This is a genomic window from Leclercia sp. UBA1284 (genome assembly GCF_002308415.1).
GTDB lineage: Bacteria > Pseudomonadota > Gammaproteobacteria > Enterobacterales > Enterobacteriaceae > Enterobacter > Enterobacter pneumoniae.
The window spans coordinates 326,625-348,838 of the sequence record NZ_DBUS01000009.1; the positions used below are offsets into that span (position 1 = coordinate 326,625).

19 protein-coding genes, 1 other RNA gene and 1 pseudogene are annotated in these 22,214 nt (G+C 55.1%); 14 read left to right on the forward strand and 7 right to left on the reverse strand.

The window, feature by feature from the left end; all coding sequences use genetic code 11:
- The gene (locus tag B3511_RS20160) at positions 1-1,641 is read left to right on the forward strand and encodes a thiamine pyrophosphate-binding protein (RefSeq protein WP_286791431.1); all 1,641 of its coding nucleotides are present in this window, start codon (positions 1-3) and stop codon (positions 1,639-1,641) included.
- A 126-nt stretch (positions 1,642-1,767) separates the two neighbouring features.
- On the opposite strand, the gene B3511_RS20165 is transcribed toward B3511_RS20160, so the two are convergent.
- Both B3511_RS20165 and B3511_RS20170 read right to left on the reverse strand, forming a co-directional pair.
- Entirely contained in the window at positions 1,768-3,036 is a 1,269-nt protein-coding gene (locus B3511_RS20165) for an OprD family outer membrane porin (protein WP_040074109.1), read from the reverse strand.
- Positions 3,037-3,379: 343 nt separating this feature from the next.
- Positions 3,380-4,138 (reverse strand): M48 family metallopeptidase, encoded by a 759-nt coding sequence (locus B3511_RS20170; protein ID WP_040074110.1) that lies wholly within the window; start codon positions 4,136-4,138, stop codon positions 3,380-3,382.
- A 273-nt stretch (positions 4,139-4,411) separates the two neighbouring features.
- On the opposite strand from B3511_RS20170, the gene tkt reads away from it, so the two are divergent.
- The 6 genes and pseudogenes from tkt to B3511_RS20200 all read left to right on the forward strand — a co-directional run bounded on the left by tkt (position 4,412) and on the right by B3511_RS20200 (position 11,739).
- The gene (tkt, locus tag B3511_RS20175) at positions 4,412-6,403 is read left to right on the forward strand and encodes a transketolase (protein WP_040074111.1); all 1,992 of its coding nucleotides are present in this window, start codon (positions 4,412-4,414) and stop codon (positions 6,401-6,403) included.
- A gap of 91 nt (positions 6,404-6,494) precedes the next feature.
- Positions 6,495-7,046, forward strand: a pseudogene (locus tag B3511_RS20180) (nucleoside triphosphate hydrolase); the annotation flags it as partial.
- Positions 7,047-7,291: 245 nt separating this feature from the next.
- Complete coding sequence (gene epd, locus B3511_RS20185; RefSeq protein ID WP_040074118.1) at positions 7,292-8,311, forward strand: erythrose-4-phosphate dehydrogenase; 1,020 nt, start codon at positions 7,292-7,294, stop codon at positions 8,309-8,311.
- A 49-nt stretch (positions 8,312-8,360) separates the two neighbouring features.
- Positions 8,361-9,524 carry a phosphoglycerate kinase gene (gene pgk / locus B3511_RS20190; RefSeq protein WP_040074119.1) on the forward strand — a complete coding sequence of 388 codons (1,164 nt, stop codon included), beginning with the start codon at positions 8,361-8,363 and terminating at the stop codon, positions 9,522-9,524.
- Between the two features lie 89 nt (positions 9,525-9,613).
- Positions 9,614-10,693, forward strand: coding sequence for a class II fructose-bisphosphate aldolase (gene fbaA, locus B3511_RS20195; protein WP_040074120.1), 1,080 nt, complete (start codon positions 9,614-9,616; stop codon positions 10,691-10,693).
- Positions 10,694-10,878: 185 nt separating this feature from the next.
- Positions 10,879-11,739, forward strand: a complete 861-nt coding sequence (locus B3511_RS20200) for a small-conductance mechanosensitive channel MscS (protein ID WP_046887126.1) — start codon at positions 10,879-10,881, stop codon at positions 11,737-11,739.
- Positions 11,740-11,789: 50 nt separating this feature from the next.
- Here B3511_RS20200 and dctP read toward each other — a convergent pair whose 3' ends face one another.
- Positions 11,790-12,842, reverse strand: a complete 1,053-nt coding sequence (gene dctP, locus B3511_RS20205) for a TRAP transporter substrate-binding protein DctP (protein WP_286791432.1) — start codon at positions 12,840-12,842, stop codon at positions 11,790-11,792.
- Between the two features lie 158 nt (positions 12,843-13,000).
- On the opposite strand from dctP, the gene argO reads away from it, so the two are divergent.
- Both argO and B3511_RS20215 read left to right on the forward strand, forming a co-directional pair.
- Positions 13,001-13,636 carry an arginine exporter ArgO gene (gene argO / locus B3511_RS20210; RefSeq protein WP_286791433.1) on the forward strand — a complete coding sequence of 212 codons (636 nt, stop codon included), beginning with the start codon at positions 13,001-13,003 and terminating at the stop codon, positions 13,634-13,636.
- 93 nt (positions 13,637-13,729) lie between these two features.
- Positions 13,730-14,473 carry an oxidative stress defense protein gene (locus B3511_RS20215; RefSeq protein ID WP_286791434.1) on the forward strand — a complete coding sequence of 248 codons (744 nt, stop codon included), beginning with the start codon at positions 13,730-13,732 and terminating at the stop codon, positions 14,471-14,473.
- A gap of 49 nt (positions 14,474-14,522) precedes the next feature.
- On the opposite strand, the gene argP is transcribed toward B3511_RS20215, so the two are convergent.
- Complete coding sequence (gene argP, locus B3511_RS20220) at positions 14,523-15,416, reverse strand: DNA-binding transcriptional regulator ArgP (RefSeq protein ID WP_040074124.1); 894 nt, start codon at positions 15,414-15,416, stop codon at positions 14,523-14,525.
- Positions 15,417-15,566: 150 nt separating this feature from the next.
- On the opposite strand from argP, the gene rpiA reads away from it, so the two are divergent.
- Positions 15,567-16,226, forward strand: coding sequence for a ribose-5-phosphate isomerase RpiA (rpiA, locus tag B3511_RS20225; RefSeq protein ID WP_040074125.1), 660 nt, complete (start codon positions 15,567-15,569; stop codon positions 16,224-16,226).
- Between the two features lie 267 nt (positions 16,227-16,493).
- Positions 16,494-17,726 carry a phosphoglycerate dehydrogenase gene (gene serA, locus B3511_RS20230; RefSeq protein ID WP_040074126.1) on the forward strand — a complete coding sequence of 411 codons (1,233 nt, stop codon included), beginning with the start codon at positions 16,494-16,496 and terminating at the stop codon, positions 17,724-17,726.
- A 43-nt stretch (positions 17,727-17,769) separates the two neighbouring features.
- Here serA and B3511_RS20235 read toward each other — a convergent pair whose 3' ends face one another.
- From B3511_RS20235 to zapA, 3 genes are all read right to left on the reverse strand, one after another.
- Positions 17,770-18,366, reverse strand: coding sequence for a 5-formyltetrahydrofolate cyclo-ligase (locus B3511_RS20235; RefSeq protein WP_286791435.1), 597 nt, complete (start codon positions 18,364-18,366; stop codon positions 17,770-17,772).
- Between the two features lie 28 nt (positions 18,367-18,394).
- A non-coding RNA gene (ssrS, locus tag B3511_RS20240) (6S RNA) lies at positions 18,395-18,578 on the reverse strand.
- A 41-nt stretch (positions 18,579-18,619) separates the two neighbouring features.
- Entirely contained in the window at positions 18,620-18,949 is a 330-nt protein-coding gene (gene zapA, locus B3511_RS20245; RefSeq protein ID WP_040074128.1) for a cell division protein ZapA, read from the reverse strand.
- A gap of 167 nt (positions 18,950-19,116) precedes the next feature.
- On the opposite strand from zapA, the gene B3511_RS20250 reads away from it, so the two are divergent.
- Genes B3511_RS20250 through ubiH form a run of 3 tightly spaced genes read left to right on the forward strand, consistent with a single transcriptional unit; the run spans position 19,117 to position 22,205 of the window.
- A complete protein-coding gene (locus tag B3511_RS20250; protein WP_154298974.1) occupies positions 19,117-19,695 on the forward strand; it encodes a YecA family protein in 579 nt (192 codons plus the stop codon).
- Between the two features lie 21 nt (positions 19,696-19,716).
- On the forward strand, positions 19,717-21,030 hold the full coding sequence (gene pepP / locus B3511_RS20255) for a Xaa-Pro aminopeptidase (RefSeq protein ID WP_286791436.1): 1,314 nt from the start codon (positions 19,717-19,719) through the stop codon (positions 21,028-21,030).
- Positions 21,027-22,205, forward strand: coding sequence for a 2-octaprenyl-6-methoxyphenyl hydroxylase (gene ubiH, locus B3511_RS20260; RefSeq protein WP_286791438.1), 1,179 nt, complete (start codon positions 21,027-21,029; stop codon positions 22,203-22,205). Before pepP ends, ubiH begins: the two co-directional genes overlap by 4 nt.
- Positions 22,206-22,214: the final 9 nt, after the last annotated feature.

Here is a 22,214-nt window from a genome sequence, read left to right on the forward strand (position 1 = left end):
ATGAGCGAAATGATAACCGTCGGCGACGCCATCGCCAGAACGCTGGAGCAGTATCAGGTTGAGGCCATCTACGGCGTCATCTCTATCCACAACCTGCCGATCGCGGATGCAGTGGGGCAGCGGGGCAACATCCGCTTTGTTCCCGCGCGCGGCGAGGCGGGTTCCGTTACCATGGCCGACGCCCACGGACGCTTTTCCGGCCTTGGCGTGGCGCTGACCAGCACCGGCGCAGGGGCGGGCAACGCGGTGGGGGCGCTGGTGGAAGCCATGAACGCCTGTACGCCGCTGCTGCACCTGACCGGCCAGGTCGAAAAAGCCTGGCTGGATGCCGACACCGGGTTTATTCACGAAACCCGCGATCAGCTGACCTTCCTCAAGGCCAGCTCGAAACGGGCCTGGCGCATCAGCAATGCTCACCAGGCGGTCGCTATTCTCCATAAGGCCATTCAGGAGGCACAGACGCCGCCGTGCGGGCCGGTTTCGGTGGAAATTCCGATTGATATTCAGGGGGCGAAGATCCCGGCCTCGCTGGTGACGGCACCGGTAAAATCCTCCGCGCCGGACACCGTTGATAAGGCTGTGGTCGAGGCGCTCTGGGCGCAGCTTAAGCAGGCGAAACAGCCTCTGCTGTGGCTGGGCGGTGGGGCGCTGGGAAGCGCTGAGGCAGTGCAAAAGCTGGCGGATGCGGGCGTCACGGTGATCTCCAGCACCCACGCACGCGGCGTGCTGCCGGACAGCCATCGCGCCAGCCTGCGGGCGTTCCACAATTCACCGTCGGTCGAGGCGCTGATTGCCCGGTGCGACTTTACGCTGGTGGCAGGCTCGCGCCTGCGCAGTAACGAAACCCGCTCGTGGACGCTCGAGCTGCCGCATCCCCGCGTGCAGATTGATATCGATCCGGCGGCGGCGAGCCGTAACTATCTGATGGATAACACCCTGGTCGCCGACTGTTCTGCGCTGCTGATGGCGCTGGCGAACAAAGCGCAGGGGCGCGAATGGGGCAATGCCCAGTGGGATGGGCAGGTTCAGCAGGCGGTGGCAACAGCAGAGCAGGGACTGCGCGAGCAGTGCGGCGCCTATGCCAGGCTGAACGATGCTATTGACAAGGCCCTGCCGAACGACGGCCTGCTGGTGCGGGATATCACCGTTTCCGGCAGCCTGTGGGGCAGCCGTCTGTTCCGCGCTAACGGCCCGCTGATGAACATTCACTCTCTGGCGGGGGCGATTGGCATGGGGCTGCCGATGGCGATCGGCACCGCGATTGCCAACCCGCAACGCAAGGTGGTGGGGCTGGTGGGCGACGGCGGCCTGAGCCTTAATCTGGGTGAACTGGCAACGCTTGCCCAGGAGAAAGCGAACGTGACGCTGCTGATCATGAACGACGGCGGCTACGGCGTAATGCGCGGAATCCAGGATAAGTATTTCGGTGGGCGTCAGTACTACAACGAACTGCATACGCCGGACTTTACCCTGCTGGCGCAGGCGATTGGCCTGCAGGCGTGGAGCGTGGAGCGGGCCGAGGATTTTGACGCGGTGATGACGGAGGCGCTGTCAATGCCGGGGCCGTCGGTGGTAGAGGTGCGCATGGGGCAGATTGGCGCGCTGAAGTTTGCCGGGCCGCCGCAGAAGTCGCTGTATTGATTAGAGGATATAGCAACGTTAGCTGAGGTGCGGGTTGATTCCCCTCACCCCGGCCCTCTCCCAAAGGGAGAGGGGGATCGCGTTCCCTCTCCCTTTGGGAGAGGGTTAGGGTGAGGGGGGACAAACTTAAAACACGTTAAACGGATATTCCACGTAAGCGCGAAGCTCGTTGCCGCCGACGTTATAGTCGCTGGCGTTGCTGGAGACGCGCAGGACGGAATAGCGCAGTTTCAGCTTCAGATCTTTTGCGGGGCCATCCTGTACCTGGTATTGCACCTGGTTGAACCACTCGTGCTCTTTACCGTTGCTGGTTTCAGACGTTTTGATGTTATCGCCACGCACGTAGGCCGTGGTCCAGCTCAGACCCGGTAAGCCGAGGCCTGCGAAGTCCAGACCGTAAGAGGCCTGCCACGAGCGTTCGTCTTCACCATTAAAATCAGACCAGTAGGAGTTCGCCAGCCAGATGGTGTTGCCGCCGTCGCCCACGCCGTCGCGATCGCGATAGCTACCATAGTGATAACCGGTGCTGCCGCTGCTCTGCTGGTATGCCACCTTAAAGGTATGAACGTCCCAGATATAGCTGGCCGCCAGGCTCCAGATGCTATTACTGCGACCGGTGTTGAGGTCGTTGGCATAGCCCTGATCCAGGCGAGAGTTATAGCCGTTAAAGTCGAGTACCAGCTGTTGGCCAGTGCTGAACGGTTGTTTGAAGTTCAGACCCAGGTACTGCTTGTTCATCACCTCTTCATTGTGAGAGGCGTACAGCGCGCCGCTGAACTGATCGTTAAACTGATAGCTTGCGCCGCCGAAGGTAAGGCTCTTCAGACCGCTATCGTGGCGATCGTCACTCTTACGCTGCTCGTCGGTAAAGTAACCCGCGTTAACTTCCAGACCGTCGATCTCTTTAGAGGTTAACAGCGCGCCGGTATAGCTTTCGAACAGCAGGCGCGAGCTGTCGGAGGTGACAATCGGTAACGCAGGACGCTGGTTGCCGTAGCTCAGTACGGTATTGGAGATGCGCATTTTGGCGGTCGCGCCAAATTTTGCCAGTTCGGACTTCGCGCGGCCATCATCTTCCTGCCTGAAGAAGTCGATACCGCCCGCGCCGCTCTTGCCGCGGCCACCGTCGAGACGCACGCCGTACTGCGCAATGCCATCGACGCCAAAGCCTACCAGCCCTTCGGTATAACCGGATTCAAAGGTCGCAACGATCCCCTGACCCCATTCGGCCTTGTCTTGCTGGCCCTGATGGTAGTCGCGGCTGATGTATGCGTTACGGAAAAACAGGTCCAGATGGCTGTCGTCAATAAAACCCTGGCTGTCAGATTGCTGGCTTGCAACGGCGGGAAGGGCCGAAAATAAACCTAATGCGATTAACGATAATTCTTTTTTCACGGAAGGAACTTCTCTTTCTAAATAATATCAAATTGCGTTGCTGCGTATTTGATAGTTACCTGAAAGATAAATGATTGCAATGGTTATGTGACACGCTGTAACGCGCCGGGCCACTGGCCGCGTGGTTCTCCGGCGCAGGGGGTAGACTATTTTATATTTCGACAGAAGGGATACAGGCAGCGATAAAAATGGCAGAGTCATTTGCTCTTAATATATTTCACTGAGGCAGGCTGAAATATCGAATATCCCGCTTTGGTTGCTATCAGGGAATATTAACAATCTGTGCGGTAATCTTGGCAATTGGTGCGGAATAAAAAGGAGGCGATATCGCCTCCTTTTTGTTTTATTTGATGCCGTCAGCCGCCATTCTGTCGCGTACATGCTGTGCACGTTCTGCGGAGGCCGGGTGATCGTCAAACATAGAACTTGCACGACCCTCTTCCAGTTTGGCCAGTTTTTCGAAGCTGGTGGCTAAACCGGATGGGTTGATGCCGCGTTTGCGCAACAGATCGTAGGAGTAGTCATCGGCCTCTGACTCCTGACGCTGTGAGAACTGAGAGTTCACCAGTTTTTCGCCCAGATCGCCCAGCTGTGACTGAGACAGGCTACCGACGATGCCGCCTGCAGAAGCGGCGGCCACGCGCACGGCGTTGGTGCCCAACGCAACCTGCATGCCTCTCTTCACGTGACCGAGCGCCACGTGACCCATTTCATGGCCGATCACCGCTTCGACTTCGTTATCGGTCATCATATCCATCAGCCCGCTGTAGACGCGGATACAGCCATTCGCCATCGCGAAGGCGTTCACGTCTTTCGCCATGTATACCTTGTAGTTTACCGGCTGGCCGTTGATGTTATCGCCCAGTGCGGAAGCAATCTTGGTCAGACGCTGCGAGTAGGTGCTATTAGCCGGCGCGACGGTGGCTTTGCCATCCATCTCTTTACAGGCTTCATCACTGAGGGCTTTAACCTGAGCATCGCTCAGGCTGTAGGCCTGAAAGGCTTCGGCACCGGAGCTCATCAGACCGTTGGAGTTCATGTTCTGACAGCCACTCAAAAGCAGAGTGGTACCCAGAGCCAGCACTATTGCACGCATTTTCATTATGTTGCTTCCGTACTCGTTGAATTCGATAAATTCTGAAAGTACTCCAGGGCAGCGAAGCCGGAGTTTCACTCAGTATAAAGAATATAAATCACGCCGGGCGAGAAGATTGCGCAACATGCGAGCGTGTTCCAGAGATTTCTTAACAGGCAAAAGAATGGTCCATGTACATGCTTTGTCGCTTGGGTTACATTGTTGGCACTTTTTTCCGGCGTAGCCCAAAACGCGCTGTCGTCAAGGGTATGGCCTTTAACAGTCCGATCTGGAGTCAAAATGTCTTCACGTAAAGAGCTTGCAAATGCTATCCGTGCGCTGAGCATGGACGCAGTACAAAAAGCCAAATCTGGCCACCCGGGTGCCCCAATGGGCATGGCTGATATTGCCGAAGTCCTGTGGCGTGATTTCCTGAACCATAACCCGCAGAACCCAGCATGGGCTGACCGCGACCGCTTCGTGCTGTCCAACGGCCACGGCTCAATGCTGATCTATAGCCTGCTGCATCTCACTGGCTATGATCTGCCAATCGAAGAGCTGAAAAACTTCCGTCAGCTGCATTCTAAAACTCCAGGTCACCCGGAAGTGGGTTACACCGCGGGCGTAGAAACCACCACCGGCCCGCTGGGTCAGGGTATTGCTAACGCAGTCGGTATGGCGATTGCCGAAAAAACGCTGGCAGCGCAGTTTAACCGTCCGGGCCATGACATCGTTGATCACTTCACCTACGCATTCCTGGGTGACGGCTGCATGATGGAAGGCATTTCTCACGAAGTGTGCTCCCTGGCCGGTACCCTGAAGCTGGGCAAACTGGTTGCGTTCTACGATGACAACGGCATCTCTATCGATGGTCACGTTGAAGGCTGGTTCACCGACGATACCGCAGCCCGTTTCGAAGCCTACGGCTGGCACGTGGTGCGTGGCGTTGATGGCCACGATGCTGACTCGATTAAACGCGCAGTTGAAGAAGCGCGTGCGGTGACGGATAAACCATCCCTGCTGATGTGCAAAACCATCATTGGTTTCGGTTCCCCGAATAAAGCTGGCACCCATGACTCCCACGGTGCGCCGCTGGGCGACGCAGAAATTGCGCTGACCCGTGAAGCGCTGGGCTGGAAACACCCTGCCTTCGAAATCCCGTCTGAGATCTATGCACAGTGGGATGCGAAAGAAATGGGTCAGGCGAAAGAGTCCGCATGGAACGAGAAATTCGCTGCCTATGCGAAAGCTTTCCCACAGGAAGCCGCTGAATTCACCCGTCGTATGAAAGGCGAAATGCCATCTGATTTCGATGCGAAAGCCAACGAATTCATCGCTAAACTGCAGGCTAATCCGTCTAAAATCGCGAGCCGTAAAGCGTCTCAGAATGCGATTGAAGCGTTCGGTCCTTGGCTTCCAGAATTCCTGGGCGGCTCCGCTGACCTGGCACCGTCTAACCTGACTATCTGGTCCGGTTCTAAGCCAATCAACGAAGACACTGCCGGTAACTACATTCATTACGGCGTGCGCGAATTCGGCATGACCGCGATTGCTAACGGTATCTCCCTGCACGGTGGTTTCCTGCCGTACACCTCAACCTTCCTGATGTTCGTTGAGTACGCGCGTAACGCCGTGCGTATGGCTGCGCTGATGAAACAGCGTCAGGTGATGGTCTACACCCACGACTCTATCGGTCTGGGCGAAGATGGCCCAACTCACCAGCCGGTTGAGCAGGTAGCTTCCCTGCGCGTAACTCCTAACATGTCTACCTGGCGTCCATGTGACCAGGTTGAATCCGCGGTAGCGTGGAAATACGGCGTTGAGCGTCAGGACGGCCCGACCGCGCTGATCCTCTCCCGTCAGAACCTGGCACAGCAGGAGCGTACTCCTGAGCAGCTGGCTAACATCGCGCGTGGTGGTTACGTACTGAAAGATTGCGCAGGCCAGCCTGAATTGATCTTCATCGCTACCGGTTCTGAAGTTGAGCTGGCCGTAGCGGCATGGGAAAAACTGACTGCCGAAGGCGTGAAGGCGCGCGTGGTGTCCATGCCGTCTACTGATGCGTTCGACAAGCAGGATGCGGCATACCGTGAATCCGTATTGCCTAAAGCGGTTTCCGCTCGCGTGGCGGTGGAAGCCGGTATCGCAGACTACTGGTTCAAATACGTGGGCCTGAACGGCGCTATCGTTGGTATGACCACCTTCGGTGAGTCTGCACCAGCGGAGCAGCTGTTCGAAGAGTTCGGCTTCACCGTTGAGAACGTAGTCGCGAAAGCGAAAGCGTTGCTGTAATTGATATTTTCCCCGGCGCGTTATACGCCCGGGGCTGAAATCCCAAAGCCAGGCAGACCAAAAGTCGCCTGGTTTTTTTATGGTTCAGAGCACAGGTAAATCGACGCTCACAACGTTCTTGGAGTACTTCTCCCGGCAAGCCCCCGACCTGCCCAGCATCCAGACGCTGCCGATGGACGGTTTCCATCACTACAACGCCTGGCTGGACGCCAACTATTTACGCACGTTTAAAGGCGCTCCGGAGACCTTTAACGTCGATAAACTTGCCGCAAATTTGGCTCAGCTTCCCGAGCCAATCGCACGCTGGCCGCAGTATGACAGACAAAAACACGATCCTGTCGAAGCGGCTATTACGGTAACGGCGAGTATTGCGATCGTTGAAGGCAACTGGCTCCTGCTCGATGACGAGAAATGGAAAGCGCTGGAAGTATTTTGTGATTTATCGGTTTTTATCACAGCCCCACCATCGGCGCTGCGTGAACGGCTGGTGCAGCCCAAGATAGCAGGGGGGTTATCACCAGAAGAGGCCCAGGCATTTTATCTGTGCACAGATGGCCCGAACGTCGATCGTGTGCTTAGCCAGAGTCGTCAGGCTGATGTGGTATTGCAGATGACGGCAGCAGGGGAATACAGGTTTGCCTGACTGGAATAATTGGACGCGCTTTTAACGGAGAAAATGTGACGCAAGTCAGATAAATGGCGAATCACTCCGCTGGAACGTTCCTTTTATTCCACGTTTCGCTTATTCTGGCTGAAGCGTTTCAGTCGATTATGTGTTCGACAAATGACCAATCAGTTGCAGTTTGTGACAGGCAAGCATTCCCCTCTGAGCGTCGCTGCATTACTCTGTCAGCCACCTCGAATCAAGGATAGCCTTGCAGGAGACTTATGACCGTACGCATAGCGATTAATGGCTTCGGTCGCATCGGACGCAACGTGGTTCGTGCTTTATATGAATCCGGGCGCCGTGCGGAAATCACCGTGGTGGCAATCAATGAACTGGCCGATGCTGCTGGCATGGCGCATTTGTTGAAATATGACACCAGCCATGGGCGCTTTGCCTGGGACGTTCGTCAGGAAAGAGAGCAGCTTTTTGTCGGTGACGATGCCATTCGGGTTCTGCATGAACGCAGCCTTGATGCGCTGCCCTGGCGCGAGCTGGGCATAGATGTGGTGCTCGACTGCACCGGCGTATACGGCAGCCGCGAGCATGGCGAAGCGCATCTTGCGGCGGGCGCAAAAAAGGTTCTTTTCTCTCATCCTGGCGGCAACGATCTCGATGCTACTGTGGTCTTTGGTGTGAATCACCATGAACTGCAAGCTGAACACCGCCTTGTCTCCAATGCTTCCTGCACCACCAACTGCATTATTCCGGTCATTAAACTGTTAGATGATGCGTATGGCATCGAGTCGGGTACCGTCACCACAATCCACTCTGCCATGCACGATCAGCAGGTTATTGATGCTTATCATCCTGACCTGCGACGCACGCGTGCTGCGAGCCAGTCAATTATCCCGGTAGATACCAAACTGGCCGCCGGTATTTCGCGCATTTTCCCGCAGTTTAACGACCGTTTTGAAGCCATTGCCGTGCGCGTACCGACCATCAACGTGACGGCAATTGACCTCAGCGTTACCGTGAAAAAACCGGTAAAAGCTTGTGAAGTCAACCTGTTGCTGCAAAAAGCGGCACAGCAAGCATTTCATGGTATAGTTGACTATACGGAATTACCGTTGGTCTCAATTGATTTCAACCACGATCCGCACAGTGCCATTGTCGATGGCACCCAAACGCGGGTCAGTGGAGCGCACTTAATCAAAACGCTGGTCTGGTGCGACAACGAATGGGGCTTTGCTAACCGGATGCTCGACACCACGTTAGCAATGGCCGCTAAAGGTTTCAGGTAAGGCGCGTAAAGCGCCTGCAAAACTTTAAGAATCAACGAGAGGATTCACCATGTCTGTAATTAAGATGACCGATCTGGATCTGGCTGGTAAACGCGTTTTCATCCGTGCAGATCTGAACGTACCGGTTAAAGACGGCAAAGTGACCAGTGACGCGCGTATCCGTGCTTCTCTGCCGACCATCGAACTGGCCCTGAAACAAGGCGCTAAAGTGATGGTAACTTCCCACCTGGGTCGTCCGACCGAAGGCGAGTACAACGAAGAGTTCTCTCTGCTGCCGGTTGTTAATTACCTGAAAGACAAACTGTCCAGCCCGGTGCGCCTGGTAAAAGATTACCTGGATGGCGTTGAAGTGGCTGAAGGCGAGCTGGTTGTGCTGGAAAACGTTCGCTTTAACAAAGGCGAAAAGAAAGACGACGAAGCGCTGTCCAAAAAATATGCTGCACTCTGTGACGTATTCGTTATGGATGCCTTTGGTACCGCTCACCGCGCGCAAGCCTCTACCCACGGTATCGGTAAATTCGCCGATGTCGCCTGTGCAGGCCCACTGCTGGCTGACGAACTGGAAGCACTGGGTAAAGCCCTGAAAGAACCAGCACGTCCGATGGTTGCTATCGTCGGCGGTTCTAAAGTGTCTACCAAACTGACCGTTCTGGACTCTCTGTCCAAAATCGCTGACCAGCTGATCGTTGGCGGTGGTATCGCGAACACCTTCGTCGCGGCCCAGGGCCACAACGTGGGTAAATCCCTGTACGAAGCCGATCTGGTTGATGAAGCGAAACGCCTGCTGACTACCTGCGATATTCCGGTTCCAACCGACGTTCGCGTGGCGACCGAGTTCTCTGAAACCGCGACCGCGACCCTGAAATCTGTCTCTGACATTAAAGATGAAGAGCAGATTCTGGACCTCGGCGACGTCTCTGCACAGCGTCTGGCAGAGATCCTGAAAAACGCCAAAACCATTCTGTGGAATGGTCCGGTTGGCGTGTTCGAATTCCCGAACTTCCGTAAAGGTACTGAAACCGTGGCTAACGCGATTGCTGACAGCGAAGCGTTCTCCATCGCAGGCGGCGGTGACACCCTGGCGGCAATCGACCTGTTCGGTATTTCCGACAAAATCTCCTACATCTCCACTGGCGGCGGCGCATTCCTCGAATTCGTGGAAGGCAAAGTTCTGCCGGCAGTAGCAATGCTCGAAGAGCGCGCGAAGAAGTAAGCCATTCAAGGGCAGGGTAACCTGCCCAATTATTAGCGCGCTTTAAAGCACGCATCCCTTTCCAAGGCCGAAGATACAGGACTCGCAACATGTCTAAAATTTTTGATTTCGTAAAACCTGGCGTAATCACCGGTGATGATGTTCAGAAAGTGTTCCAGGTAGCTAAAGAAAACAACTTTGCTCTGCCTGCTGTTAACTGCGTGGGAACCGACTCCATCAACGCCGTACTGGAAGCCGCTGCGAAAGTTAAAGCACCGGTTATCGTTCAGTTCTCCAACGGTGGTGCTGCGTTCATCGCAGGTAAAGGCGTGAAAACTGACGTTCCTCAGGGCGCGGCTATCCTGGGTGCTATCTCTGGTGCACACCATGTACACCAGATGGCTGAACATTATGGTGTTCCAGTCATCCTGCACACTGACCACTGCGCGAAGAAACTGCTGCCGTGGATCGATGGTCTGCTGGATGCGGGTGAAAAACACTACGCAGCTACCGGCAAGCCACTGTTCTCTTCTCACATGATTGACCTGTCTGAAGAGTCTCTGGAAGAGAACATCGAGATCTGCTCCAAATATCTGGCGCGTATGGCCAAAATGGACATGACTCTGGAAATCGAACTGGGTTGCACCGGTGGTGAAGAAGACGGCGTGGACAACAGCCACATGGACGCTTCTGCCCTGTACACTCAGCCAGAAGATGTTGATTACGCTTACACCGAGCTGAGCAAAATCAGCCCACGCTTCACTATCGCAGCGTCCTTCGGTAACGTGCACGGCGTTTACAAACCAGGTAACGTGGTTCTGACCCCGACCATCCTGCGTGATTCTCAGGAATACGTTTCTAAGAAACACAACCTGCCGCACAACAGCCTGAACTTCGTCTTCCACGGCGGTTCCGGTTCTTCTGCTCAGGAAATCAAAGATTCCGTCAGCTACGGCGTGATCAAAATGAACATCGATACCGATACCCAATGGGCAACCTGGGACGGTATCCTGCAGTACTACAAAACCAACGAAGCGTATCTGCAAGGTCAGCTGGGTAACCCGAAAGGCGAAGACCAGCCGAACAAGAAATACTACGATCCGCGCGTATGGCTGCGTGCTGCCCAGTCATCCATGGTGACGCGTCTGGAGCAGGCCTTCAAAGAGCTGAACGCGGTTGACGTTCTGTAATTTGCGCTGCTAACAGCCTCAGAAAGGCCCGCCTGTGCGGGCCTTTTTTTATGCTTTTTCAATAAGCTGTAAATCCTGATTTTGTGATCTGTTTGGCAAAACCTTGGCTTTTTGTTTACCCTTTACTCACTTGCCTGTCCCTCTGTGGGAGGGTTCTGACGTTGAATGAGCATAAGGATAGATAAATGGAAGATCTCGGTGTTGTAGATAGCATCAATAACGCTGGCTCCTGGCTGGTGCGTAACCAGGCGCTACTGCTGAGTTATGCGGTAAACATCGTTGCGGCGATTGCGATCATCATCATCGGGATGATTGTCGCGCGAATCATTTCGAATGCGGTTAACCGCGTAATGCGCGCGCGTCACATTGATGCCACGGTTGCGGACTTTCTCTCCGCGCTGGTTCGTTACGGTATTATTGCCTTTACGCTGATCGCCGCGCTTGGCCGCGTCGGGGTGCAAACGGCATCGGTTATCGCTGTATTGGGTGCCGCCGGTCTGGCGATTGGCCTGGCGTTGCAGGGCTCCCTGTCGAACCTGGCGGCTGGCGTGCTGCTGGTGACCTTCCGCCCGTTCCGCTCCGGCGAGTACGTTGATCTGGGTGGGGTGGCAGGTACGGTATTGCAGGTGCAGATCTTCTCTACCACTATGCGTACCGTAGATGGCCGTATCGTGGTCATCCCGAACGGTAAAATCATCGCTAATAACATCATCAACTTCTCACGCGAACCGGTACGTCGTAACGAGTTTATTATTGGTGTCGCGTATGATTCTGATATTGATAAAGTGAAACAGCTGCTTACCAACATCATCGACTCCGACGATCGTATTCTGAACGATCGTGAAAAGACGGTGCGTCTCAACGAACTGGGCGCCTCATCAATTAACTTTGTGGTCCGTGTCTGGAGTAACAGCAGCGATCTGCAGAGCGTTTACTGGGACGTACTGGAGCGCATCAAACGTGATTTCGATGCCAATGGTATTAGCTTCCCGTATCCGCAGATGGACGTTAACTTTAAGCGAGTGAAAGAGAACGCGAGTGAGTAACTGACACCCGTCTAATGACGCTCACGCATCGCGGGGGCGTCGTTTAAAGGCTATTTTTGCAAGGCATCCTTAAGCGCTAATCCCACGGCACGCATTATCAGAGCGGCATCTTTATTACCTTTCTCTTCCTGAATCTGAATCCATTCTGCCTGTACCTGTTGATAATTCGTGGCTTCCTGCCAACGCGTGAGCTCTGCACGGCTCAGGATGTGAAGGTGAGCCCCCTCTTTTGCCATCCGCTTACCCAGGGAACGAACACTCTTGTCGAGTAGCGTGCCCAGTTGCTTTTCCGTTGATGCCGCCGCCCGTTGAATGGCAGCCCGATCTTTTGCATCCAGCGCCGCCCACACCTCTTTATTAATCGCTAATAGATAAACATGTCCCAGCCACATCGCGGGAGAGTAACTTACCCACGGCGCAGCGCGCTGGGCCTGAATGTCCCAGGCACTATCAAGATTTACCAGAAGACCATCAAGCTGCCCGCTGCGCAACGCCCCGCTAATGTTGTTGTTCCAGGGCATTGAGATTGGCGTTCCTCCCGCGTTCCTGAGCCACGCCTGGTGCCAAAAGCTGGCTGTTCGCCAGCGGGTTCCCTCCAGCGCATCGAACCGTAGCGACGGTACCGTGTTGAAAAATCCGGCTGGATAGCCCAGGAAAAATTGCAGATTGATCAGGTTGTTGTTGTTCAGCTCGCGGCTGAACTGTGGATTCTGCAAAAATATGTGTTTAAAAAAGGCGACCTGAGCTGCGCCCGTATCCGGCCCAACAGGGAAGCTTTTGAAAATCTGGTGCAGAGGGAGTTGGGCGGGTGAATACTCCGGAACCACAATACCCATATCCGCTATTTTGCCTTCGGCAACGGTGGTAAGCGCATTGTAGCTGGTGGAGAGCTCACCTCCCCAGTGAGCTTCTATTTTTACCTTTCCCTGAGATTCACGCTCAACTGCATGGAAAAAAATCTCGTTGATGGCTCGTGTTCGCATGTTGCCATAGGGTTCGTGATCGGTGTAGCGCAACACAGTTTGCGCATGGCCAACAGCGCAGGATATGAAAAGGGCAGTGAGAACTAACGACAGACAAAACAATCTACGATGAGGTTTCATACCAATCCCTGGTGAGTTAAATAAACGGAATTGATTCTGTTATACAATAATCACTGCCGCCATTAATTATTTTAATTAACAATTAATAATATCAATTTCAACTAATGACGTTCTCGCAGTATAGTCTGCACTTAAGACAACAGTTTGAGACATTAAGAATGTTATCCTATTATTTTCAAGGGCTTGCTCTAGGTGCGGCCATGATACTTCCCCTCGGCCCACAAAATGCCTTTGTGATGAATCAGGGGATACGTCGCCAGTATCACCTGATGATTGCGCTGCTATGTGCCGTGAGCGATCTGCTGCTCATATGCGCGGGGATCTTTGGCGGCAGCGCGCTGTTAATGCAGTCACCGTGGCTGATGGCGCTGGTGACCTGGGGCGGGGTGGCGTTTTTACTCTGGTATGGCTTTGGCGCCCTGAAAACCGCGATGAGCAGTAATCTGGAACTGGCGACCGCCGAAGTAATGAAGCAGGGACGCTGGAAGTTGATTGTCACTATGCTGGCCGTCACCTGGCTTAATCCGCACGTGTATCTTGATACCTTCGTGGTGCTGGGCAGTCTGGGGGGACAGCTCGACGTAGAGCCGAAGCGCTGGTTTGCGCTGGGGACAATTAGCGCCTCATTCCTGTGGTTCTTTGGGCTGGCGCTGCTCGCCGCCTGGCTGGCTCCGCGACTGCGCACCACCAAAGCCCAGCGCATTATCAACATCCTGGTGGGGCTGGTGATGTGGTTTATCGCCTTCCAGTTGGCGAAAGAGGGTATTTATCACGTGCGTGAACTATTCAACTAAGCGTTGTCTTATGGACAATAGGCCAGCAGCCGCTAAGCTTGCTGGCATGCGCCCTGTTACATGGGCACTCTTTCGCAGCATGGAGGAATGAAAGTGAAGTTGAATGCAATCGCCCTGGCGGCATTAATGGGTTTTGCCGCCGTATCTGTTCAGGCCAGCGAATTGCCTGACAGCCCGCATATTGTTACCTCAGGTACGGCAAGCGTGGATGCGGTACCGGATATCGCCACCCTGGCCATTGAAGTGAACGTGGCGGCAAAAGACGCCGCGACAGCCAAGAAGCAGGCTGACGACCGTGTTGCGCAATATCTCTCTTTCCTTGAGCAGAACGGCATAGGTAAAAAGGATATCAACTCAGCCAACTTGCGTACCCAGCCAGATTACGATTACCAGAACGGTAAAAGCATTCTGAAAGGCTACCGTGCAGTGCGTACGGTGGAAGTGACCGTGCGTCAGCTCGATAAACTTAACTCTCTACTGGATGGCGCGCTGAAAGCGGGGCTGAACGAGATTCGCTCCGTCTCACTGGGCGTTGCGCAACCTGAAAAATACAAAGACGAAGCACGTAAAGCGGCGATTGATGATGCCGTGCGTCAGGCGCAGCAGCTGGCTTCCGGTTTCAACAGCAAGCTGGGGCCAGTGTACAGCGTTCGTTACCACGTCTCTAACTACCAGCCGAGCCCGATGGTTCGTATGATGAAGGCCGATTCAGCACCGGTCTCCGCACAGGAAACCTACGAGCAGCCAACGATTCAGTTTGATGATCAGGTTGATGTGGTGTTCCAGCTTGAGCCTGCGCAGGGTCAGCAGCAGGATACGGCGGCTAAAGCGCAGTAACGATTTACGCTTCACTTAAACCCTCTCCAGCCGGAGAGGGTTTTCACATTTAATCCTGTCTTAATACCTTATGCCCGTGGGCCAGCAGCGCATCCGTCACGTTGCGCATCATGCGGCTTTCCGGCGCAAAACGGTGCCAGTACAACATCCGGCGCTGATAGAGACCTGGCGTCAGGTCGATAAGCTCGCCGCTGTTCAACTCTTTCTCAATCTGCAAGTGCGGAATCATACAGCAGGTGGTGCCCTGACGCGCCAGCTGCACAAAGGCCTCTGACGAGTTAACAATATGGCACGGCACGCTGCCTGGCGGCAGGTCGAAGTTCTGTTGTAAAAATGCCTGGTGCATATCATCCAGATGGTCGAACGCCACGGCAGGGGCTTTAAGCAGCGCGGCACGGGTCACGCCGTTCGGGAAATAGCGGTCGGCAAAAGCTTTTGACCCGACGAACAGATAATCCAGCGCCCCCAGTTGGTCTACCAGGCAGCTTGGCAGCGCCTGAGGCTGGATACTGACTGCGCCTACCACTTCCCCGCGACGCAGGCGCTCCTGGGTGCGGGTTTCATCTTCAACCTGCAGGTTCAGACGAATGGGCGAATCGGATAAGACCGGCGCCAGCGCGGGCAGCAGCCATGTCGCCAGACTGTCGGCGTTTACCGCCAGTGACAGCAACAGTGGGGTAGAGCCGGTCTGCTCGTCACCCAGCCACTCCTCTTCAAGCAGCTCAACCTGACGCAACAACGCCAGCAACTTCTGCCCCTGTTCGGTTGGGCGCGGTGGTACGGTACGAACCAGCAGCGGCTGCCCGAACATGTTCTCCAGCTGTTTGATACGTTGTGATACGGCGGATTGCGTAATGCACAGCTTTTGCGCCGCGCGTTCAAAACCGCGTTCACGAATAACGGCATCAAGCGCCTGAAGTGTTCTGTAGTCCGGACGTTTCATTGCTTTGGCTGGCTCCCAGGAAATTCATTACGTCGCACTATGACATAAATTTATGTTTGATACAGACGAAATTGGTGACCGCGCCGATCACACCGGCAAGGTGTTTGCTCTATAATGCGCGTCACGCATTGACACCACAGGCATGAGATCATGACACAGGATGAACTGAAAAAAGCAGTAGGATGGGCCGCTCTCCAGTATGTGCAGCCGGGCACCATTGTTGGCGTGGGTACGGGGTCGACCGCAGCACACTTTATTGATGCGCTGGGGACGATGAAAGGCCAGATCGAGGGCGCGGTTTCTAGCTCTGACGCCTCTACCGAAAAACTGAAAAGCCTGGGTATTACCGTTTTTGATCTCAACGAAGTGGATCGTCTGGGGATCTATGTCGATGGTGCTGATGAGATCAATGGTCATATGCAGATGATCAAAGGCGGCGGCGCGGCGCTAACGCGTGAGAAGATTATCGCCTCCGTAGCTGACAAGTTTATCTGTATTGCTGATGCCTCCAAGCAGGTGGATATTCTGGGTGCATTTCCCCTGCCGGTTGAGGTGATCCCGATGGCGCGCAGCGCTGTGGCGCGCGAACTGGTGAAGCTGGGTGGCCGTCCGGAATACCGCCAGGGCGTGGTTACGGATAACGGCAACGTGATTCTGGATGTTCACGGTCTTGAAATTCTGGATGCTATCGCAATGGAAAACGCGATCAACGCGCTTCCGGGCGTCGTCACGGTAGGATTATTTGCCAATCGCGGCGCGGATGTCGCGCTGATCGGTACCGCAGATGGCGTCAAAACCATCACAAAATGATCTGGTGGGGGGCGTAGTCCCCCCGCTAAATATTTTGCAAAAGCCAAATTCGGTGACTTGTATCACGTTTTTCGGTCTCGTCTGACAATCCTGCCGCTTTCATTATCATCTCCAGCATTTTCCTCTGCCATTTTGCTCTGGATGACTTTTCTTCAGAGAGCCGACGCAAACGTTCATATTGCTGCAATAGTTTTTTTTGATATGTTGGCTGGAGCGGATTTAAATCCAGCACAACATCAGTTCAGACAATCAGACAGGGTCGGGTAAATGGCAAAGGTATCACTGGAGAAAGACAAAATTAAATTTCTGCTGGTCGAAGGGGTGCATCAAAAAGCACTGGATAGCCTTCGTGCGGCGGGTTACACCAACATTGAGTTTCATAAAGGTGCGCTGGACACTGAACAGCTGAAAGAGTCGATCCGTGATGCACACTTCATTGGCCTGCGATCCCGTACCCAACTGACCGAAGACGTTATCTCCGCCGCTGAGAAGCTGGTTGCTATCGGCTGCTTCTGTATTGGCACTAATCAGGTTGATCTCGGCGCTGCAGCGAAACGCGGTATTCCGGTGTTTAACGCACCGTTCTCAAACACCCGTTCCGTTGCCGAGCTGGTTATTGGCGAACTGCTGTTGCTGCTGCGTGGTATTCCGGAAGCGAATGCCAAAGCACACCGCGGTATCTGGAACAAACTGGCGTCCGGCTCTTTCGAGGCGCGCGGTAAGAAACTGGGCATCATCGGCTACGGCCATATCGGTACTCAGCTCGGTATTCTGGCGGAATCTCTCGGCATGAACGTCTTCTTTTACGATATCGAGAGCAAATTGCCGCTGGGCAACGCGACTCAGGTTCAGCATCTCTCCGACCTGCTGAATATGAGCGACGTGGTGAGCCTGCACGTGCCAGAAAATGCCTCCACCAAAAACATGATGGGTGCGGAAGAGCTGGCGCTGATGAAGCCCGGTTCACTGCTGATCAACGCCGCACGCGGTACCGTGGTCGATATTCCGGCTCTGTGCGATGCCCTGAAGCGTAAACACCTGGCGGGTGCCGCCATCGACGTCTTCCCGACTGAACCGGCAACCAACAGCGATCCCTTTACCTCTCCGCTGTGCGAATTCGACAACGTGATCCTGACGCCGCACATTGGTGGCTCAACGCAGGAAGCGCAGGAGAATATCGGTCTGGAAGTGGCGGGCAAGCTGAGCAAATACTCCGATAACGGTTCGACGCTCTCTGCCGTGAACTTCCCGGAAGTGTCTCTGCCGCTGCACGGTGGCCGTCGTCTGCTGCACATCCATGAAAACCGACCAGGCGTGCTTACCGCCATCAACCAGATCTTCGCCGAGCAGGGCGTGAACATCGCGGCTCAGTATCTGCAAACTAACGCCCAGATGGGCTACGTGGTTATCGATATTGAAGCAGATGAAGATGTGGCGGAGAAAGCGCTGCAGAGCATGAAGGCGATTCCGGGCACCATTCGCGCCCGTCTGCTGTACTAATCCTGCAAGTTTGTCGGGTAGCGTTCGCGCTTACCCGACATCTTTACCACTCCCACACCCTGGACGGGGTAACCACCGCAGGCAGCGGAATATCCCATTTCGCAACCGGCAGCGCTTCCACTCTCTGACAATCATGAGCATAACCCACAGGCTGCAGGCCATACTGCTGCCAGTTTTGCAGGGTACGATCGTAAAAACCGCCCCCCATCCCCAGACGTTGGCCGTGCTCATCAAAGGCGACCAGAGGCGTAATCAATACATCCAGTTCGCTCAGAGGCAGCACGTCACGAACATCCAGTTTTGGCTCGGTGATTTTCAGACGATTCACCACCAGCTCGCTGTGGGGATGGTAGTGCAGGAAGAGTAAATGGCCTGGGCTGAAGGGGTGCAATACGGGCAAATAGACCTTCTTGCCGGCGCGCCACAGCGCATCGATAAGCGGTCGGGTATCCAGTTCGCCATCAAACGACAAAAACAGTGCCACGGTATGGGCCATCAATACGGGTGGCCAGGCCATCATGCGGGCGGCAGCTTGTTGGGCAAAAAGGGTTTGCTGTTCGGCGGATAATGCGCGACGACGCTGGCGAATAGCTTGACGAATGGCTTGTCGGGATGAAGAGACTTCAGGAAGTTGCGTCATGGGTAATGAAGAGGTAGTAGGAAGAGAGGGAATCTCCGAGATGCCGCCGCGGGCTGTAACCCTTGAACCCTTGGTTCAAGGTGAATGTGTCGTCATAGTCTTAAGGCTTCTCGGACGAACCGAGCATGCTCACCGACCATGGAGCGCCACATTCTTGTGGTATGAAATATCGGCTCAGGGGACTGGCCCACATGCAAACATCTCAGAGAAATTTTTTCTTCACAGTCACTCTACCATAGTCAACTGTGAAGCGTTATTCAAAGTTTTGCCCCGTTCTTTCGGTAATGCGACCCTGATCAAGTAACGCCTGTTCAATGGTCTGCTGGAGCATTTTAATACGTTGTTCCATGCTCGCCGCGTAATCGCGGGTCTTCGCTTTTTCCTGAGTCAGTTCATAACTGATGTTCAACGCGGCAATAAAAACCAGTTGCTCAGTATTGGTGACTCTAGTGCGTTCTTTTAGATCTTGCAACCGCTGATTCAGATCATCCGCAGCCTGATTCAGAGCATCCCTTTGTTCAGGCGGGCAATTCACTCGCAGCGAGCGGCCAAAAATTTGGATATCGACGGGTTGTGCAGACATGCCACCTTCCTGCTGTTTGACTGCGCTACCTTCACATCCGGCCCGGGGCCTGCGAAGGGGCGACACTATAGCTACCCTGGTGCGGAGATACAAGCCCTTTTCTGGTGTCACCAGGGTCCAAAGTGGTAGCATATCATGAATATTCCTCCCAATGATGACGAATGCGCATGTCTATACAGAACGAAATGCCTGGCTACAACGAATTTGGCCAGTTACTGAACCAGCAGGGCGTGGGGCTCACCCCGGCTGAAATGCACGGTCTGATCAGCGGGATGCTGTGTGGCGGAAACAACGACAGCTCATGGCTGCCGCTGGTTCACGACCTGACTAACGAAGGGCTGGCTTTTGGCCACGAGCTGGCCGAGGCCCTGCGAAAAATGCACGCCGCGACCAGCGATTCACTGGAAGATGACGGCTTCCTTTTTCAGCTTTATCTGCCTGAAGGCGATGAGGTCAGCGTCTTTGAGCGCGCCGACGCGCTGGCCGGTTGGGTTAACCACTACCTGCTTGGCCTGGGGGTAACGCAGCCGAAGCTGGATAAAGTGACCGGTGAGGCGGGTGAAGCCATCGATGATCTGCGTAATATCGCCCAGTTAGGCTATGACGAAGACGAAGACCAGGAAGAGCTGGAGATGTCTCTCGAAGAGATCATTGAGTATGTACGCGTAGCATCGCTGCTGTGCCATGACGCATTTACGCGCGTGAAACCGACAGCACCGGAAGTTAAGAAGCCAACCTTACATTAAGAACAACCACTGGAGGGTGTCATGACTCAGCAAGAGTATCTTCGCCGCCGTCAGGCGCTGTTGGCGACCATGAAGCCAGGCAGCGCCGCGCTTATTTTCGCCGCACCGGAAGCCACACGCAGCAACGACAGCGAGTACCCCTATCGCCAGAGCAGCGATTTTTGGTACTTCACCGGCTTTAACGAGCCCGAAGCCGTGCTGGTGCTGATTAAGAGCGATGACACCCATAACCACAGCGTGTTGTTTAACCGGGTACGCGACCTGACGGCCGAGATCTGGTTTGGCCGTCGGCTGGGGCAGGAGGCGGCACCAGAAAAACTGGGCGTAGACCGTGCGCTGGCCTTCAGTGAGATCAATGAACAGCTCGCGCAACTGCTCAATGGCCTGGACGAGGTCTACCACGCCCAGGGTGAGTATGCGTATGCCGATGAGATTGTATTTACTGCGCTCGATACGCTGCGCAAAGGCTCACGGCAGAACCTGAAGGCACCAGCATCTGTGACTGACTGGCGCCCTGTCGTGCATGAGATGCGCCTGTTTAAATCGCCCGAGGAGCTGGAGGTAATGCGTCGCGCCGGTGAGATCAGCGCCCTGGCGCATACCCGCGCCATGGAACGCTGCCGCCCCGGGATGTTTGAATATCAGCTGGAGGGGGAAATTCTGCACGAGTTTACCCGCCACGGCGCGCGTTTCCCCTCTTACAACACTATCGTTGGCGGCGGCGAAAACGGCTGCATTCTGCATTACACTGAAAACGAATCCGAACTTCGCGATGGGGATCTGGTGCTGATCGATGCAGGGTGTGAGTATAAAGGCTATGCGGGAGACATTACCCGTACCTTCCCGGTTAACGGTAAGTTCACCCCTGCCCAGCGTGCCATATACGATATTGTCCTCGATTCGCTGGAGACGGCGCTGACCCTCTTCCGCCCTGGCACCACCATTCAGGAGGTGACCGGTGAAGTGGTGCGTATTATGGTCACCGGGCTGGTCAATCTCGAAATCCTCAAAGGTGACGTGGAACAGCTCATTGCAGAGAACGCACATCGCGCCTTCTTTATGCACGGACTTAGTCACTGGCTGGGGCTGGATGTCCACGATGTCGGTTTCTATGGCCCGGACCGCTCCCGCATGCTGGAGCCGGGAATGGTGCTCACCGTGGAGCCCGGTCTGTACATTGCCCCGGATGCCGATGTCCCGGCGCAATATCGCGGCATCGGTATTCGTATTGAAGACGATATTGTGATTACCGAAACCGGTAATGAAAACCTGACGGCGACGGTGGTGAAAAAAGCCGACGATATCGAAGCGTTGATGGCGGCGGCGCGCGCATGAGCGTCATCATCGTAGGCGGCGGCATGACCGGCGCGACGCTGGCGCTAGCGATCTCCCGGCTTACCCGGGGGCAATTACCCGTCCATCTTATTGAAGCCGTCGCACCACAGCGTAACGACCATCCGGGTTTCGATGCCCGTGCTATCGCTATCGCGCAGGGTACCTGTCAGCACCTTGCCCGCATCGGTATCTGGCAGGCGATTGCCGACTGCGCGACGGCGATCAAGACCGTGCACGTGAGCGATCGCGGCCACGCCGGGTTCGTCACCCTTGAAGCGCAGGATTATCTTATCGATGCCCTTGGACAGGTAGTCGAGCTCCATGATGTGGGGTTGCGGCTTTTCCGTCTGTTAAAAGAGGCGCCGGGCGTGACGCTGCATTGTCCGGCACGTGTTACCCATTTCACGCGTAGTGAAGATCAGGTCAGCGTGACGCTTGATGATGGCAGCTCTCTCACGGGTGAGTTGCTGGTGGCCGCCGATGGCTCGCGTTCAGCGCTGGGCCAGCAGTGTGGTATCCAGTGGCAGCAGCAGCCTTATCACCAGTTGGCGGTTATCGCCAACGTTGCCACTGCCGTGGCGCATCAGGGCCGTGCCTTTGAACGTTTCACCGAATACGGCCCTCTGGCGATGCTGCCCATGTCTGAGGGGCGCAGTTCGCTGGTCTGGAGCCATCCGCTGGAGAAAGCGGACGAGATCAAAGGCTGGTCTGACGAACGTTTTCGCAACGAATTACAACAGGCTTTCGGCTGGCGGTTAGGGCGCATTACCCATGTTGGGCAGCGCGCACATTATCCGCTGGCGCTCACCACCGCCAGTCAGGCTATTTCCCATCGCGTAGCACTGGTGGGTAACGCCGCCCAGACCCTGCACCCGATTGCCGGGCAGGGCTTTAATCTGGGGCTGCGCGACGTGATGACCCTCGCCGAAACGCTGGCGCAGGCATTTTTCGGACAAGAAGATTGCGGGGCGTATCCCCTGTTATGCCAATATCAACACCGTCGTCAGCGCGATAAAGAGGCGACCATCGGCGTCACCGATGGGCTGGTGCATCTGTTCGCTAACCGCTGGGCCCCGCTGGTTGTGGGGCGCAACTTAGGGCTGATGGCGATGGAATTATTCATTCCGGCACGCGACGTGCTGGCGCAGAGGACTCTCGGTTGGGTCGCTCGCTAAGGAGTTAAC